This window comes from uncultured Rothia sp. (assembly GCF_963544205.1).
Classification (GTDB): domain Bacteria; phylum Actinomycetota; class Actinomycetes; order Actinomycetales; family Micrococcaceae; genus Rothia.
Window position 1 is genome coordinate 132,639 of the sequence record NZ_CAUUDY010000003.1, and the last position, 13,955, is coordinate 146,593.

10 protein-coding genes are annotated in these 13,955 nt (G+C 61.8%); 4 read left to right on the plus strand and 6 right to left on the minus strand.

The features are described 5' to 3' along the window. Positions 1-231: 231 nt before the first annotated feature. Positions 232-585: an Lsr2 family protein gene (locus RWZ58_RS03240; RefSeq protein ID WP_060824230.1), complete on the plus strand. Its 354-nt coding sequence runs from the start codon at positions 232-234 to the stop codon at positions 583-585. A 958-nt stretch (positions 586-1,543) separates the two neighbouring features. Then, a complete protein-coding gene (locus RWZ58_RS03245) occupies positions 1,544-4,114 on the plus strand; it encodes an ATP-dependent Clp protease ATP-binding subunit (protein WP_314657372.1) in 2,571 nt (856 codons plus the stop codon). A gap of 144 nt (positions 4,115-4,258) precedes the next feature. Here the strand turns inward: RWZ58_RS03245 and RWZ58_RS03250 are convergent, their stop codons facing one another. Continuing rightward, the gene (locus RWZ58_RS03250; RefSeq protein ID WP_314657374.1) at positions 4,259-5,296 is read right to left on the minus strand and encodes an A/G-specific adenine glycosylase; all 1,038 of its coding nucleotides are present in this window, start codon (positions 5,294-5,296) and stop codon (positions 4,259-4,261) included. A 93-nt stretch (positions 5,297-5,389) separates the two neighbouring features. On the opposite strand from RWZ58_RS03250, the gene RWZ58_RS03255 reads away from it, so the two are divergent. Next, positions 5,390-6,154, plus strand: a complete 765-nt coding sequence (locus RWZ58_RS03255; protein WP_314657375.1) for a hypothetical protein — start codon at positions 5,390-5,392, stop codon at positions 6,152-6,154. Between the two features lie 99 nt (positions 6,155-6,253). Here RWZ58_RS03255 and RWZ58_RS03260 read toward each other — a convergent pair whose 3' ends face one another. Both RWZ58_RS03260 and disA read right to left on the minus strand, forming a co-directional pair. Then, entirely contained in the window at positions 6,254-6,493 is a 240-nt protein-coding gene (locus RWZ58_RS03260; RefSeq protein WP_314643811.1) for a phosphoglycerol transferase, read from the minus strand. A 154-nt stretch (positions 6,494-6,647) separates the two neighbouring features. Continuing rightward, positions 6,648-7,724: a DNA integrity scanning diadenylate cyclase DisA gene (disA, locus tag RWZ58_RS03265; protein ID WP_314657377.1), complete on the minus strand. Its 1,077-nt coding sequence runs from the start codon at positions 7,722-7,724 to the stop codon at positions 6,648-6,650. A gap of 208 nt (positions 7,725-7,932) precedes the next feature. On the opposite strand from disA, the gene radA reads away from it, so the two are divergent. Then, positions 7,933-9,375: a DNA repair protein RadA gene (radA, locus tag RWZ58_RS03270; RefSeq protein ID WP_314657381.1), complete on the plus strand. Its 1,443-nt coding sequence runs from the start codon at positions 7,933-7,935 to the stop codon at positions 9,373-9,375. Positions 9,376-9,507: 132 nt separating this feature from the next. Here radA and RWZ58_RS03275 read toward each other — a convergent pair whose 3' ends face one another. The 3 genes from RWZ58_RS03275 to RWZ58_RS03285 all read right to left on the minus strand — a co-directional run bounded on the left by RWZ58_RS03275 (position 9,508) and on the right by RWZ58_RS03285 (position 13,841). Next, on the minus strand, positions 9,508-10,836 hold the full coding sequence (locus RWZ58_RS03275) for an FUSC family protein (protein ID WP_314657383.1): 1,329 nt from the start codon (positions 10,834-10,836) through the stop codon (positions 9,508-9,510). A gap of 162 nt (positions 10,837-10,998) precedes the next feature. Further along, positions 10,999-12,756, minus strand: coding sequence for a polysaccharide pyruvyl transferase family protein (locus tag RWZ58_RS03280; RefSeq protein WP_314657385.1), 1,758 nt, complete (start codon positions 12,754-12,756; stop codon positions 10,999-11,001). A gap of 2 nt (positions 12,757-12,758) precedes the next feature. Continuing rightward, entirely contained in the window at positions 12,759-13,841 is a 1,083-nt protein-coding gene (locus tag RWZ58_RS03285) for a glycosyltransferase family A protein (RefSeq protein ID WP_314657387.1), read from the minus strand. Positions 13,842-13,955: the final 114 nt, after the last annotated feature.

Below are 13,955 nucleotides of genomic sequence, written 5' to 3' on the forward strand. Positions count from 1 at the left end.
GTGGGGTGGGTACGGATTTATGCGGAGACGAACGGAATGGATATATCGCTCAGAGCGATCAGCGCATTATTTCAATATTCAGGATATTTTCGGAATCTTTAATATATTTCTGTTACTATGTGAAAGAAAATTAGTACATAAATATATCCGGCACACTATTTTCTCAATCTCCGATAGAGGCTTTTGGGTTTAATCCACAGGATATATGCAATCAGATGAGGAGGTGCCTCAATGGCACAGAAGGTTCGCATCATCCTTGAAGACGATCTCGACGGCGGCCCCGCAGACGAAACCATCCGTTTTGGCCTGGACGGTGCTCACTACGAGATCGACCTGTCCTCCGCTAACGCAGCTCGCCTGCGTGACGCTATCCGCCCCTTCGTGGCAAAGTCCCGCCGCGTGCAGGGTACCGCTACCCAGCGCACCCGTGCACCCCGCGGTACCGCTGCTCCGGTCAAGCGCAACCCCGAGACCGCAGCAATCCGTGAGTGGGCTAAGGCTAACGGCCACAAGGTCTCTGACCGCGGTCGTATCCACCAGGATATTCAGGACGCATACTACGAAGCAATGAAGGCTCAGGGCTAAATAGTTCAGGCTTATGCATTGTGCATTACTGGAGGGGCTGGTTCCTTAGAGTTCTATGCCTCCGGTATTCAAGGCGGACGGTGTTCTCACCGTCCGCCTTTTGTTATGCCTTCTTGTGCATGCTGATATGTTCTGCATATCTGAATAGGGGAGGGGATGTTTTGTTTCAAAATCCAATTAACTATTTACATGTAAAATATATTGGGTGTCCTGATGGTACATTCTGCGCAATGATGAGAGGGATGTTGGTCAACCGTAACGACATATCCTGCATTTGGAAACTGCGTTCATTTAGATTTCATGCATCGGCAGGAACACTAAAGGTGTTAGCGCATTAATCTCTTCGGCACTGTTGTTATTTGCTGGGATATTCACTTGGTATGGGCCGCGGTGCATGCGCTGAATGGGGTAGAAAATAATAAGCGTGCTGCCCGTGTGCTGTCGTGGAGATTTGCCATGATACTTTCCTGATGTCGAGATGATTGTCGGAGGAAATTCTGCTGTAGATTGCCTGGGAATTATGTGGAAATATTCTGCCAATAATCGAGCTGTATATATTTTTGCGAATTATTGAAATTTCTCACGCAAACATATAAATTTTTAAAAATTTCTGCAATATATTCACGCGCGTGCAGAAAACTAGGGGTTTCAGTGTGGGTCTGTGTGGCTTTTTGTGGGTTCTGCTCTCCCAGGCGCCCTCGTATCGGCTCTAGTACCCCTTAGGGCCCACTTGCAGAGCCTCCGCACCTGCTTTCCGACCTCTCCCTCACCTGTGGAGCTACTCCTTGGAACCTCCCCAAAATCCCGCGGAACCCCCTCCTAGGCGCCCGAAAACACGCTCAAAACGCCCCGAACAGCTCATCTGTTCTCTTGATGGCGAACAGGCGCCCACACGGGGGGCATAAACCCGCAGCTCAACGTACTCTTGTATCAATAGGAAAATGCAAGGAGTGCGTAAATGTTTGAACGCTTTACCGATCGAGCTCGGCGCGTTGTGGTGCTTGCCCAGGAAGAGGCACGCATGCTCAACCACAACTACATCGGTACCGAACACCTGCTGCTCGGTCTGATTCACGAGGGCGAAGGCATCGGTGCCCGCGCCCTGGAATCATTGGGCGTTACCCTGAACGCAGTACGTGAACAGGTTCAGGACATCGTCGGCCCCGGCCCCCAGGCGCCTAACGGCCACATCCCCTTCACCCCGCGCGCGAAGAAGGTTCTCGAACTGTCCATGCGCGAGGCTATTCAGCTGAACCACGGCTACATCGGCACCGAACACATCCTGCTGGGAATGGTTCGTGCAAACGAGGGCGTGGCAAACCAGGTGCTGGTCAAGCTGGGCGCTGAGCCCGCTACCGTGCGCCAGGCCGTTATGGACCTGATTTCTGGTTACCCCGGCAACAACTCCGGCGATAAGGAAACCGCCGGCGTGGGTGCGGGTAACTCTCGCGAAGGCACTCCCGCGGGTTCGACCATCTTGGATCAGTTCGGCCGCAACCTCACCGCAGCAGCACGTGAGGGCGAGCTGGACCCGGTCATCGGCCGCCACAAGGAGATGGAACGCGTCATGCAGGTCCTCTCCCGCCGTACCAAGAACAACCCCGTGCTGATTGGTGAGCCCGGCGTCGGTAAGACCGCCGTCGTGGAGGGCCTGGCACAGGCTATCGTGCACGGTGACGTCCCCGAGACCCTCAAAGACAAGCACCTGTACACCCTGGACCTGGGCTCCCTGGTCGCAGGTTCCCGTTACCGCGGTGACTTTGAAGAGCGCCTGAAGAAGGTCCTGAAGGAAATCCGCTCCCGCGGCGACATCATCCTGTTCATTGACGAGATTCACACCCTCGTCGGTGCAGGTGCCGCTGAGGGCGCGATTGACGCTGCCTCCATCCTCAAGCCCATGCTGGCTCGAGGCGAACTGCAGACCATTGGTGCAACCACCCTGGACGAGTACCGCAAGCACATTGAGAAGGACGCCGCCCTGGAGCGCCGCTTCCAGCCGATTCAGGTTGAGGAGCCCTCTCAGGAGCTCGCCGTGCAGATCCTCAAGGGTGTGCGCGATAAGTACGAGGCACACCACCGCGTCACCATTACCGACGAGGCTATCGAGACTGCCGTGAACCTTGCGGCACGCTACATCTCTGACCGCTTCCTGCCGGATAAGGCTGTCGACCTGATTGACGAGGCGGGCGCACGCCTGCGCATCAAGCGCATGACCGCACCCCCGGAAATCAAGCTGCTCGACGAGAAGGCCGCCAAGCTGCGCCAGCAGAAGGAAGACGCCATCAACTCCCAGGATTACGAGAAGGCCGCAGGCCTGCGTGATCAGGAGCAGAAGGTCCTGGCTGAGAAGGAAGAAGCCGAGAAGGCATGGCGCGAAGGCGGCGACGCATTCGGTACCGTGACCCCCGAGGTTATTTCTGAGGTTCTTGCCGCTTCCACCGGTGTTCCGGTCTACAAGATCACTGAGGAAGAGTCCAGCCGCCTGCTGACCATGGAGCAGGAGCTCCACAAGCGCGTCATCGGCCAGGAGCACGCTATTGCGGCACTGTCCCGCGCTATCCGCCGTACCCGAGCAGGTCTGAAGGACCCGCGCCGCCCCGGTGGTTCGTTCATCTTCGCCGGCCCGACCGGTGTGGGTAAGACCGAGCTCGCCAAGGCTCTGGCGGAGTTCCTGTTCGGTGATGAGGATTCGCTCATCACCCTGGATATGTCTGAGTACCAGGAGAAGCACACCGTCTCCCGTCTATTCGGTGCGCCTCCCGGCTACGTTGGCTACGATGAGGGCGGCCAGCTGACCGAGAAGGTCCGCCGCAAGCCCTTCTCCGTGGTCTTGTTCGACGAGGTGGAGAAGGCTCACGCCGACCTGTTCAACTCGCTGCTGCAGATCCTGGAAGACGGTCGCCTGACCGACTCGCAGGGTCGCGTGGTGGACTTCAAGAACACCGTCATCATCATGACCACCAACCTGGGTTCGCGTGACGTGAACCGCCGCATCCCGGTTGGTTTCCAAGCGATGGATGATACCGCAGCCGACTACGAGCGCATGCAGGCACGTGTGATGGAGAATCTCAAGGAGCACTTCCGCCCCGAGTTCCTGAACCGTGTGGATGACATTATCGTCTTCCCGCAGCTCTCCGAGTCTGAGATTCTGCAGATTGTGGACCTGTTCGTGGGTCGCCTGGCTAAGCGCCTGGCGGAGCAGGATATGTCCATTGAGCTGACCAACGCTGCGAAGGTCCTCATGGCGGCTAAGGGTTACGACCCGTCCATGGGTGCTCGTCCTCTGCGCCGCGAGATGCAGCGCAACATTGAGGACGCCCTGTCCGAGAAGATCCTCTTCGGCGACATCAAGCCCGGTGAGAAGATCACCGTGGACGTTGAGGGTGAGGGCGACTCCGCGAAGTTCGTCTTCTCTTCTCAGCCGATGAAGGAGCTGGCTCTGGACTCGGTGCAGGAGCTGAACGAGGGCGAGTCTTCCGAGGCTCCCGTAGCTGAGGCGCCTGCCGCTGAGGGTCAGGGCAACGACTAAGCTCTGGAATAAGTCCTAGGTAGCTAGGCTTAGTGCACTAAACGCCTGAGGGGCGGTACCGGATACTTCCGGTACCGCCCCTCAGGCGTTTCTATGCTTTTATAAGCCCCCCAGGAGCCTCTAGGAGCCTTTCTGCGGCGGGTACTAGAGCGAGACGAGCACAGTATCACCCTGGGCGACTTCGCGGGCGAGAGAGTCCGCCAGAAGCCCCGCGTAGCAGCGCTGCAGCTGCTCGGCAACGGGGGAGAGGTCGTACAGCGCCTTCAGCGGGCGATGCACCGCGGCGGGTGCATCCGCCGGGAAGGCCAAGTCAGGCGAAGCTGATGCACCAGTGACCGCAGTGGTGCCTGCACCCAGGATGAGGTCGCGATTCACCGGCTCATGCGCCGCACGCAGCACCGCCATAACCGCCCCGCGCACCTGACGATCCGTGCCGTGCCAACTCTGACCCTTGGGAGTGTAATCCGCCTCCGGCTTGCCCGCCGCAATCCAGGCGCACAGATCCTCCACCGGGCACAGCTTGCAGCTCGGGGACTTCGCCGTGCAGACCAGCGCGCCGAGCTCCATGGTCGCCGCGTTCCACAGGCAGGAGGTGGGGGTGTCGGCGGGCATGAGTGCCTCCGCCAGGCGAGTCTCAGTCGCCGTCAACGAGCGGGAGGGTAGTGCCTTGCCAGACACGGCGCGCGCATGCACGCGGCGGATATTCGTATCAATCACTGTGGCGCGCAGACCGAACGCAAACACGCTAATCGCCGCCGCAGTGTAGGAGCCCACGCCCGGCAAATCCAGCAGTGCCTCGTAGTCGGCGGGCACCTCACCGCCGTGCTGTTCCACAATCGCCACAGCGGCACCGTGCAGACGCTGCGCGCGGCGCGGGTAACCCAGGCGGCCCCAGGCGCGCACCGCCTCCGAGGCGGGCTCGGCGGCAAGGTCGGCGGGGGTGGGCCAGCGGCGCATCCATTCCTCCCACACGGGTAGAACACGCTTGACGGGGGTCTGCTGCAGCATGAACTCGCTGACCATCACGCCCCAGGGGGTGCACTCGTCGCGACGCCACGGCAAATCGCGTGCCTGGTCGAGGAACCACTGGTTGATTCGGTGGTGGAGCGCCTCGGTATTCGTGCCTTCGGGCAGGGTAGGTTCGGGGCGTGTGCGTGCGGTGCGTTTGGGCTCTGAGGTCATCCGAAAAGCCTACGCCACAGGGCATATATTCCCAAAACCGCATGAACAGAGTTCACTGTGAATCTCAGGGTTAAACCCGGTATCCTTAAGGGTATGTCTGAAAATGGTCCCGTTCTGCCTCCCGAAGTGTACCGCCGTCGTCGTATCGTGGCGGTCATTGCTCTGCTCGCTGTCATTCTGCTGTTGGTCGCTGGCGTGACCTCCATGGTCGGCATGATTAATGGCAAGAAGGACGCTACCGTAGCCTCCACCGCGACGGCTTCCGGTGCACCCTTCCAGAGCTTCAGTGCTCGCCCCTCCGAGACTGCTTCGGCAACCCCGTCCGCTAGCGCGACTGCTTCGGCAACTGCCTCGGTAACCCCTTCGGTGACTGCATCTGCAGCACCCACTGCAAGCGCGACCACCGCTACCCCCGTAGTCACCCCGGCCACCCCCGCACCGGCTCCCTCGGTGACCACCGCGGCTGTTGTTGCGGCGTGCACCGCGAACGACCTGAAGGTGACCGTCACCCCCGCGAAGCGTACCTTCGCGGCCGGTGAGCAGGTGTCCTTCCACGTGACCTACACGAACTCCTCGAAGACCCCCTGCGCCGTGGGCGGCGAGGGCACGAACACCGGCGTGGACCTGAACATCACCTCCGGTGCGGCTCAGGTGTACACCCGTAGCCTGTGCGCGGCGACCGCCGTTCAGAAGTCTGAGGTGGCCGCAGGTGCCGAGGGCGCAACCGATCTGGCGTGGGACCGTAAGATCAACGTTCTGGGTTGTTCCTCCGCTTCGACCGCTCAGAAGGGATCTTATTGGGCGACTGCCACGGTGAATGGTGTGACTTCGGCTCAGGTGAACTTTGTGATTCAGTAGTTCACTTCTATAGTTTTCGCCCGTGAATGGGCGTGAGAAGCCCCCGTGCTGGATAGTCTTCCGGCGCGGGGGCTTCTCGTATGAGCTTTTATCTGGTGATTACTTGGAGGTGCGAGGCTTGGCGAAGCGGCGCTCGCCCAGGTACCCAAGCAGACTACCGAAAGCGGTCCACTGCAGTGCCGCCAACAGCAGGGTGGACAGGTCGGTCACCTCAAAAGAATTGGGGATGACCTTGAACCACAGCAGCGGCAGGTAAATCAGGAACAGGATGGGGGACGCCCACACGAAGAACGGGACGGGGCGCTTAGCCGACGGATACTTAGCTCGTGAGTACGACATTGTGACCTCCAGGGGGTGTCATGATGCATGAGACATCAGGGTGCGGAGAAAACTCCGCTGTCACTACATCATAATGCAAAAGGTTCTCGTGAGGTCGGAAAAAGCCCCGTGCTGGATAGTCTTCCGGCACGGGGGCTTTGCGTATGGGTCTTTCTTAGAGGTACTTCTCCAAGCTGCTCTCCGCCATGCGGGACAGCTGCTCACGCACCGTGCGGGCACGAGCCTCACCCACACCGTCCACGGCGCGCAGATCCTCAAGGGATGCCGCCATGAGAGCCTGCAGGCTGCCGAAGCGCTCCACCAGACGCTCAGAAATAGCGTTCGGGATGCTCGGAATACCGGCGAGCAGACGGAAACCGCGAGGCTGCAGGGGGAACTCCAGATCGGGGTTCTCGCCAAAGCCGACAGTGCGGGCAATCGTGCGCAGATCCACGATAGCCATATCGTCCAGGTTCTGAAGTGCCTCAACGCCAGCGGTAATCAGCTCGTCGTTCACCTCGGGCAGGTAATCGCGCAGAATCAGGTCGTTAGCGGTCATCTCGGGGGCGCGCAGCTCCTCCAGCTGCAGGGCAATCAGGCGGCCGTGCACGCCGAGCTCCAGCACGTAGTGGCTGACTTCGCGGATAATGCGGTTCACCATCTCCATGCGCTGCAGGGTCATCGCCACGTCGCCCAGGGAAACGTTCGACTCAATCTCCAGGGCAGACAGGCTGGAGAGCACCGAACGCAGACGCTTCTTATAGCTTTCAAGGGTCTGAATCGCCTGGTTTGCGCGAGCCATCAGGTACTGGCTGTCCTCAACCATGTAGCGGGTGCCGTCAACGTACACCGAAATCACGGACATCGAGGCACTCACCGAAATCACCGGGAAACCGGTCTGAATGGCGGTGCGCTCGGCGGTGCGGTGGCGGGTGCCGGACTCGTTCGTCTCAATGGAGGCGTCCGGCATGAGCTGCACGCCGGCGTGCAACAGGCGGGTGGCGTCGCGGTCGCAGATGATAGCGCCATCCATCTTCGCCAGCTCGCGCAGGCGGGTTGCCGAGAACTCGGTGTCGATGTTGAAACCGCCCGAAGACAGGGAGGATACGGTGCGGTCGGATCCGAGTACGATGAGTGCGCCCGTACGGCCACGCATGATGCGTTCCAGGCCCTCGCGGAGCTCGGTGCCGGGGGCGATTCGGGCGATAGTTTTAAGCAATAGGTCACTATAATTCATCTGCACAAAAAACATTGTACCCGTAAGGGTGGTTATTGAGCCAGGTCAGGGGCGGAACGGCGGGCTAAAGTGCCTTAAAAGCGAACGTATATTCTCGATATTTATACGGGAGTGCACGAGGTGAAACTATCTGCATTTAAGAGTAAAAATGTGTTCTGCGGTACCCCATTTCGCCCTGACCAAACACCGCGCACCATATCGCCCCAGACCCTAAAATAGACCCATGACCGCGCGCACGAAAAACACCAAAACCGCACCTGCCTACCGCTGCACCGAATGCGGCTGGACCACCGCCAAATGGGTAGGCCGATGCGGCGAATGCCAAACCTGGGGCACCGTCGAAGAAGCCGCCGGGGGCACCCGTGCGCGCACCCGCGCCGCATCCAGCGTGCAGAAACCCGCCCAGCCCATCGCAGAAGTCGACTCGCGCGTAGCTGCCTACATGAGCACCGGAAACCCCGAATTTGACCGCGTGCTCGGCGGCGGACTCGTACCCGGCGCGGTCATCCTCATGGCGGGCGAACCCGGCGTGGGCAAATCCACCCTACTGCTGGATGTTGCCGCCACCTTCGCGCGCGGCACCGCCGGAAATGCGGGGCAGCAGGGGGCGCAGAATAATCCGGTGCAGAACACCCAGCCGCCGCACCCGGTCCTGTACATTACCGGCGAGGAATCCGCCGCGCAGGTCAAGCTCCGCGCCGACCGCATCCGCGCCATCGCGGATACCCTCTACCTGACCAGCGAAACCGACCTCGGCACCGCCCTGGCGCATATTGAGCAGGTCAACCCCTCCCTGCTGGTCATTGACTCCGTGCAGACCCTCGCCTCCGCGGAAGTTGAGGGTAGCGCCGGCGGCGTGACCCAGGTGCGTGAGGTTGCCGCCTCCGTGATTGCCGCCGCGAAGGAACGCAATATGTGCACCCTGCTCGTGGGCCACGTGACCAAGGAAGGCACCATCGCGGGCCCGCGACTGCTCGAGCACCTGGTGGACGTGGTCTGCCAGTTCGAGGGCGATAAGCATTCGAATATCCGCATGCTACGCGCGATTAAGAACCGCTTCGGACCCACCGACGAGGTGGGCTGTTTCGACATGCACGAGGACGGCATCGCGCCGGTGCTGGACCCCTCCGGCATGTTCGTTTCGAGTACCCCGCACCCGGTGGCGGGCACCTGCGTGACCGTCACGATGGAGGGCCGTCGACCCCTGCTCGCGGAGGTGCAGGCGCTACTGGATCAGGCGGTGGCGCCCGCCCCTCGCCGTACCGTCTCGGGCCTGGATTCGGCGCGTATTCAGATGCTGTTGGCGGTGCTGCAACGCCGCGCCGGGCTGAACGTGGGCAAGCTCGACTGCTACGTCTCCACGGTGGGCGGCGCAAAAATTGCCGAGCCCGCTGCCGACCTGGCGTGCGTTATGGCCCTTGCCTCGGCGGCGCAAAATAAGCCGCTACCGCGCAAACTCGCGGTCTTCGGCGAGGTCGGCCTGGCGGGTGAGGTGCGTGCCGTGCCGGGCATCCGCCAGCGTATCGCGGAGGTGGGCCGCCTGGGCTTCACACACGTGTTGGTGCCCGCCTCCCCGACCGGTGTGGGGGACGTGCCCGAGGGCGTCACCGTGCGTGAGGTAACCACCCTGGGTGAGGCGCTCGCGCTGCTCTTCCCGCAGAAATAGTCACCCGCGCATCAACAGCATAGAGATAGCAGAGGAGGGGGCTCCCGGCTGGCGTGAATGCCGCCGGGAGCCCCTCCGTTGTGCGTCTTGGTGGGTTGCCGCTGACCCTGCCAGAACCCTGCTAGAGCCCCGCTAGGAGGAGCGGCTCTCCTCCTCGTTCTCGTGCAACATAATGTTGATCGAGCGGGTGTTGAGCTTGTTCGTGTGGTGGGTGTTCACCGCGCTATCGGTCACGTCATCAACCACCGTGGAGTCGTCCATGTCAGCGTCAACAATCGGGATTGCCGAGGTGCGCGGTGCATGCTTCGTGACCGCCTCGCCGAGGGGTACCAGAACCGCCACGGCATCCTTGTGGGACAAGCCGGTCGCCTCCAAAAAGTCCACCACAATCAGGCGGAGCATCAGCACCAGCGACTCGCCCTCAAAAGTCGCCACACCCATGGTGCGCGGCTCGAGGGTGCCGGCAAGCTTGATCATGCGCTCGCGTGCCGCCATCATGTAGTGCTCGCGTTCGCCTTCCGTCGGGGCAGACATACCCAGGCCGAGACTCTGCGCCGCCAGCGACAGCTCAGTCAGTGCGTCACTAAGCGAGAGCTGCGCGGCAGTACGCAACTGCACGTGGTGAATCGTGGACGCCATACGACGGTTGAGCACGCGGTCGTTACGAATCGCCAAATCCACCGCGGCGAGGGTCTTCGCCATGCGCGCCAGCTCGCCCTTGCTCTTGCGGCTATTCCAGGACAGCTCGCTCATGCCCTGCGCGGTAATCAGGTCACCGCGGCATGCATCGTAGAGCGGCTGCAGGGCGCGCGCATCGAGCAGGCTCTGGTACGCCTTGTTGTAATCGTAGTAGCGGATTGCCTCGGAGGAGAGCTGGAAAACCTTCGCGAACGCATCCATGAGAGCCTGCGCGCGGGCACGCGGGTTCTTACGCGGGTCGCGCGGCATCAGGTACATGGCGAGGAACGCGAAGGCGCCACCGACAATGCCGTCAAAACTGCGGGTGAACGCATCGTCAGGTACGGGCAGTAGCAACGTGAAACAGGCCTGGAAGCTGAGCTGAATCGTAAAAATAATGCCCTTATCAATAAATCGGGCAATAATCACGGTCAAGAAAAGCACCACTGCCGCCTGCCAGGTACCGTGACCGAGCAGGATCAGCAGAAGGTCGCCAATGAGAATGCCGAGGGTCACGCCGAAGGATACCTCAAGGATTCGGCGGGAATGCTTAGCACCGCTTACATAGCCGAGGGATACGAGGGCAGCGACCGGCGCGAAAATGGGCTCGTGGTGGCCCAGGATGTGCTCAGCGAAAAGCCAAGCGCCCATAGACGCCGCAACAATCTGCACAGACTGAAAGAAGTCTGCTCGGACTCGATGAACACCCTCACGGATGAACTGTCGGGTGTTCTGTTCAGTAGTGCGTAGAATGTCTGCGAATCGTGCCATGGGCACCATCATACCGGCGCATATGCGGTGCACAAGGGGGTAGGGGAGTGTTGGGTTGAAGTGTGAGAGACCCCGCGCCCCGAACCCCGCTTAGCGCCCCGGCTTGGGCGGTTTTGCGTGCCGAAACCTCAGCTTGCGTGCCGAAACCTCAGTGCAAGGGGCTTAGCCGCGAATCTAGCCGCGGAGGCGCCGCGCCACCCTCGCCAGCAGACCCGGCTGGGCGGAATGCGTCTCGGCGGGTGCTTCAGAATCAGCCTCAATGGTGATGGGGCGCGTTTCTTCTGCACCGTGTGCCCCGTGAATACCGTGCGCGCTGTACCCGCCGATTGCGCGGGCGCGCTCGAGCTGCCGGCGGTGCTCGGCATCCCAGGAGTGCGCCCGGTCAGACATCGCCCACTCGAACCCTGCGGTGAGGGAGGTTTCGGTGAAGAGCTCGCGGGCGGCACGGACGGTCGCGCCCAGCGGTTCGGGGAGCGCCGGGACCTGCTCCACGGTGGGGAAGGGGGCGGGGGCTTCTGCTTCGCCGTGATTTTCTGACTCGCCGCGAATTTCTGCGTCGGATGCAAGAATCTGCGCGAGCAGGTAGGCGCGCTCAGCTCGCAGAACCTCCAGTAGCTCGATGCGGCGTGCATCCGATGCCACCGCCGCGTACCGCAGGACGGCGGCAACCATCAGCTCGGGAACCCCACCGGCGAGCATGCCCAACGGCAGGGTGAACTCGCCCAGCCCGTACTGGCGCAGGGCGCCGCCCACACGCATCTGCGTGAACGCATCCGGCACGAGGGCGAGCACGGGAATACCCGCCGCGGCGGAGAACACCGCCGGGTGGTAGCGGCTGGTCAGGGTGAACGCCGCCGCACGGTGCACGGCGATGCTCTGGTCGGCGTGCAGAACCGGTAACAGGGTCGTCGGGGTGGAGGGGCTGAGCCGCTTGGCGATGCGCTGGTGCGCCTGAATATCGCCGCTTGCAGGGTCTTGCGGGTCACCGTAGTGGCTCAGGAAGACGGGCGTGTAGCCGTGCTCGCGCCACATGCCGTCGAGCAGGCGCGCGATTTGCTGTGCCTGCTGGTTGGTGCACTCGTTGACGGTCACGCAGACGTAGTGCTCCGGCAGCTCATTCAGTGCCTGACCTGCGGAAATACCCTCCGCATAGTGCAGGGTACGCGCCGGGGAAGCCACCCGATAGTTGGTGGCGTCATCTACGCTCAGACGCGCGTCAATACCCCGCTCACGGCACCAGGCGAGCGAGGAGCTTTCACGCACCGTCACCGAACGGGCGGCGCGCAGCATGCGCTCCAGAACCTGCGCATCCTCGGGGTTGAGGACCGGGCCCAGGGACTGACCGGTCACGTACACGGGCACGCCCGCATGCTCGGCGGCACGTACCGCGGCGGCACGTTCGTAGAGCAGCCAGCCGTAGCGGGAGTTGAGGTTACCGCCGCCGGAGACCACGACCGCGTCCATGGCGGCGATGGAGCCTGCGAACTCCACCATGCGCTCAACGGTCTGCTCCAGCGGATGCAACACCTCGGGCAGTGCCTGCACCTGCGGTAACGCCACCAGCTCGGCGGTGGAGGGGCGCTCCCGGTTGGCGTGCAGCTCCACCAGGATGCACTCGAGCGCCGCAAGGGTCAGCTCGCGTTCAGCCGGTGCCCAGGGAAAGAGGAAGAACGGCAGGTACTCGTAGGGGGCGCCCGCCTCATGAGCAGCCGCGCCGATATAGCGCGCTGAATGGCCCACATCGCGGGTCATGAGGGTGACCGCCGCGCCGCCTTCGGAAAGCGCCTGGGCGCTCGCAATGGTCATGGCTTCGTCGCCCACGTGGTAGGTGTGCTGGCCGATATCGCCGATGACGAGTACGCGCGGTGCTTCATTAAAGTGCGGTGCTTCAGTAACGGGCGGCGCTGTAGAAGAATGATTATTCTCTGTCACGGCTATGCGTCCTTCTCGCCGGTAGAACCTGCCTCAGTACCGCGACGAGCCTGAGAACGCTGATTGAGCGAACGCTGCGCAAAGGAACGCAGTGCACGGCCCGGTGCGCGCAGGTACTTCAGAACCCGCAGGCGCTCCTCAATGCTCTGCTGGCGGGACTCAATAGCCTGCTGACGAGCCTCAATACGCTCCAGGCGGCTCTCAATAGAGCGCAGAATGTCCAGGGATTCACGGGTCAGATCGTGCCCGTCAATGACGCGGCGCTCCAAGTCAGCCGCCAGATGCGCCTGGTACAGGTACGCGCCCGGTCGGGCACCCGCCTGCAGATCCTCGCGGATAGCGCGGGCACGCACCATCGAATCGAAGCGGGCGTGATCAGCCTGACGCTTCACGCTATTCGCCTCGGAGCCCTCCGCGTCGGGGCGCAGCGACCAGTACGCCAGCGGCTCATCCACCAGCAGAATATCTGCAACAGAGGCGGCACGCATGTTGAACTCCCAGTCGCCGACCACCGGCAGGGACTCGTCATAGAAACCGACCAGCTCGTGCAGGCTGCGGCGGTACAGAATGCCAATCGGCACGGCACGGTTCGTGCGGAACAGGAACTGCAAACCCACGCCAGGTAGGCCATCGTGGAAAATACGCTCCTCGTACACCTCGAACTCGCCATCGGCGTTTTCGCGTTCGTACCGCTCCACAATGCGGGTGGTGCACATGAGCGCGCCGCTCTCTTCCAGCGCCGCGACGGTGCGCTCCAGGAACTCGGGTGCCCACAGGTCGTCGTCATCGTGAATCGCCACGAATTCGGAGGTGGTCGCCGCCAAACCGGCGTTGGATGCCGCCTCCATGTTGTCGCCGGCGGTGGTCAGCAGTTGCACGCGGCTGGAACCCTGCGCATCAGAGCCCTGCATACCCAGCGGGGACGCCTCAATAACGGCGCGGGTCGCCTGCTCGTTACCACCGTCGTTAATCACGCAGACCGTGTAGTCAGTGAAGGTTTGCTGCGCAATATTCTCCAGGGCGCGGCTCAAGAAGCGGGGGCGGTCCTTCGTGCGGACCAGAATAGCTACGGTAGGAGAAGACATAACCACAATCAGTCGAGGGTGAGTGGGCGCGTGCCAGCCCAAGAACTCAACCCATTATGAAGGTGTGCACTGTTCAGACTCAACCCGCTGCCCGGCTATCCCGCGGCAGTGGAC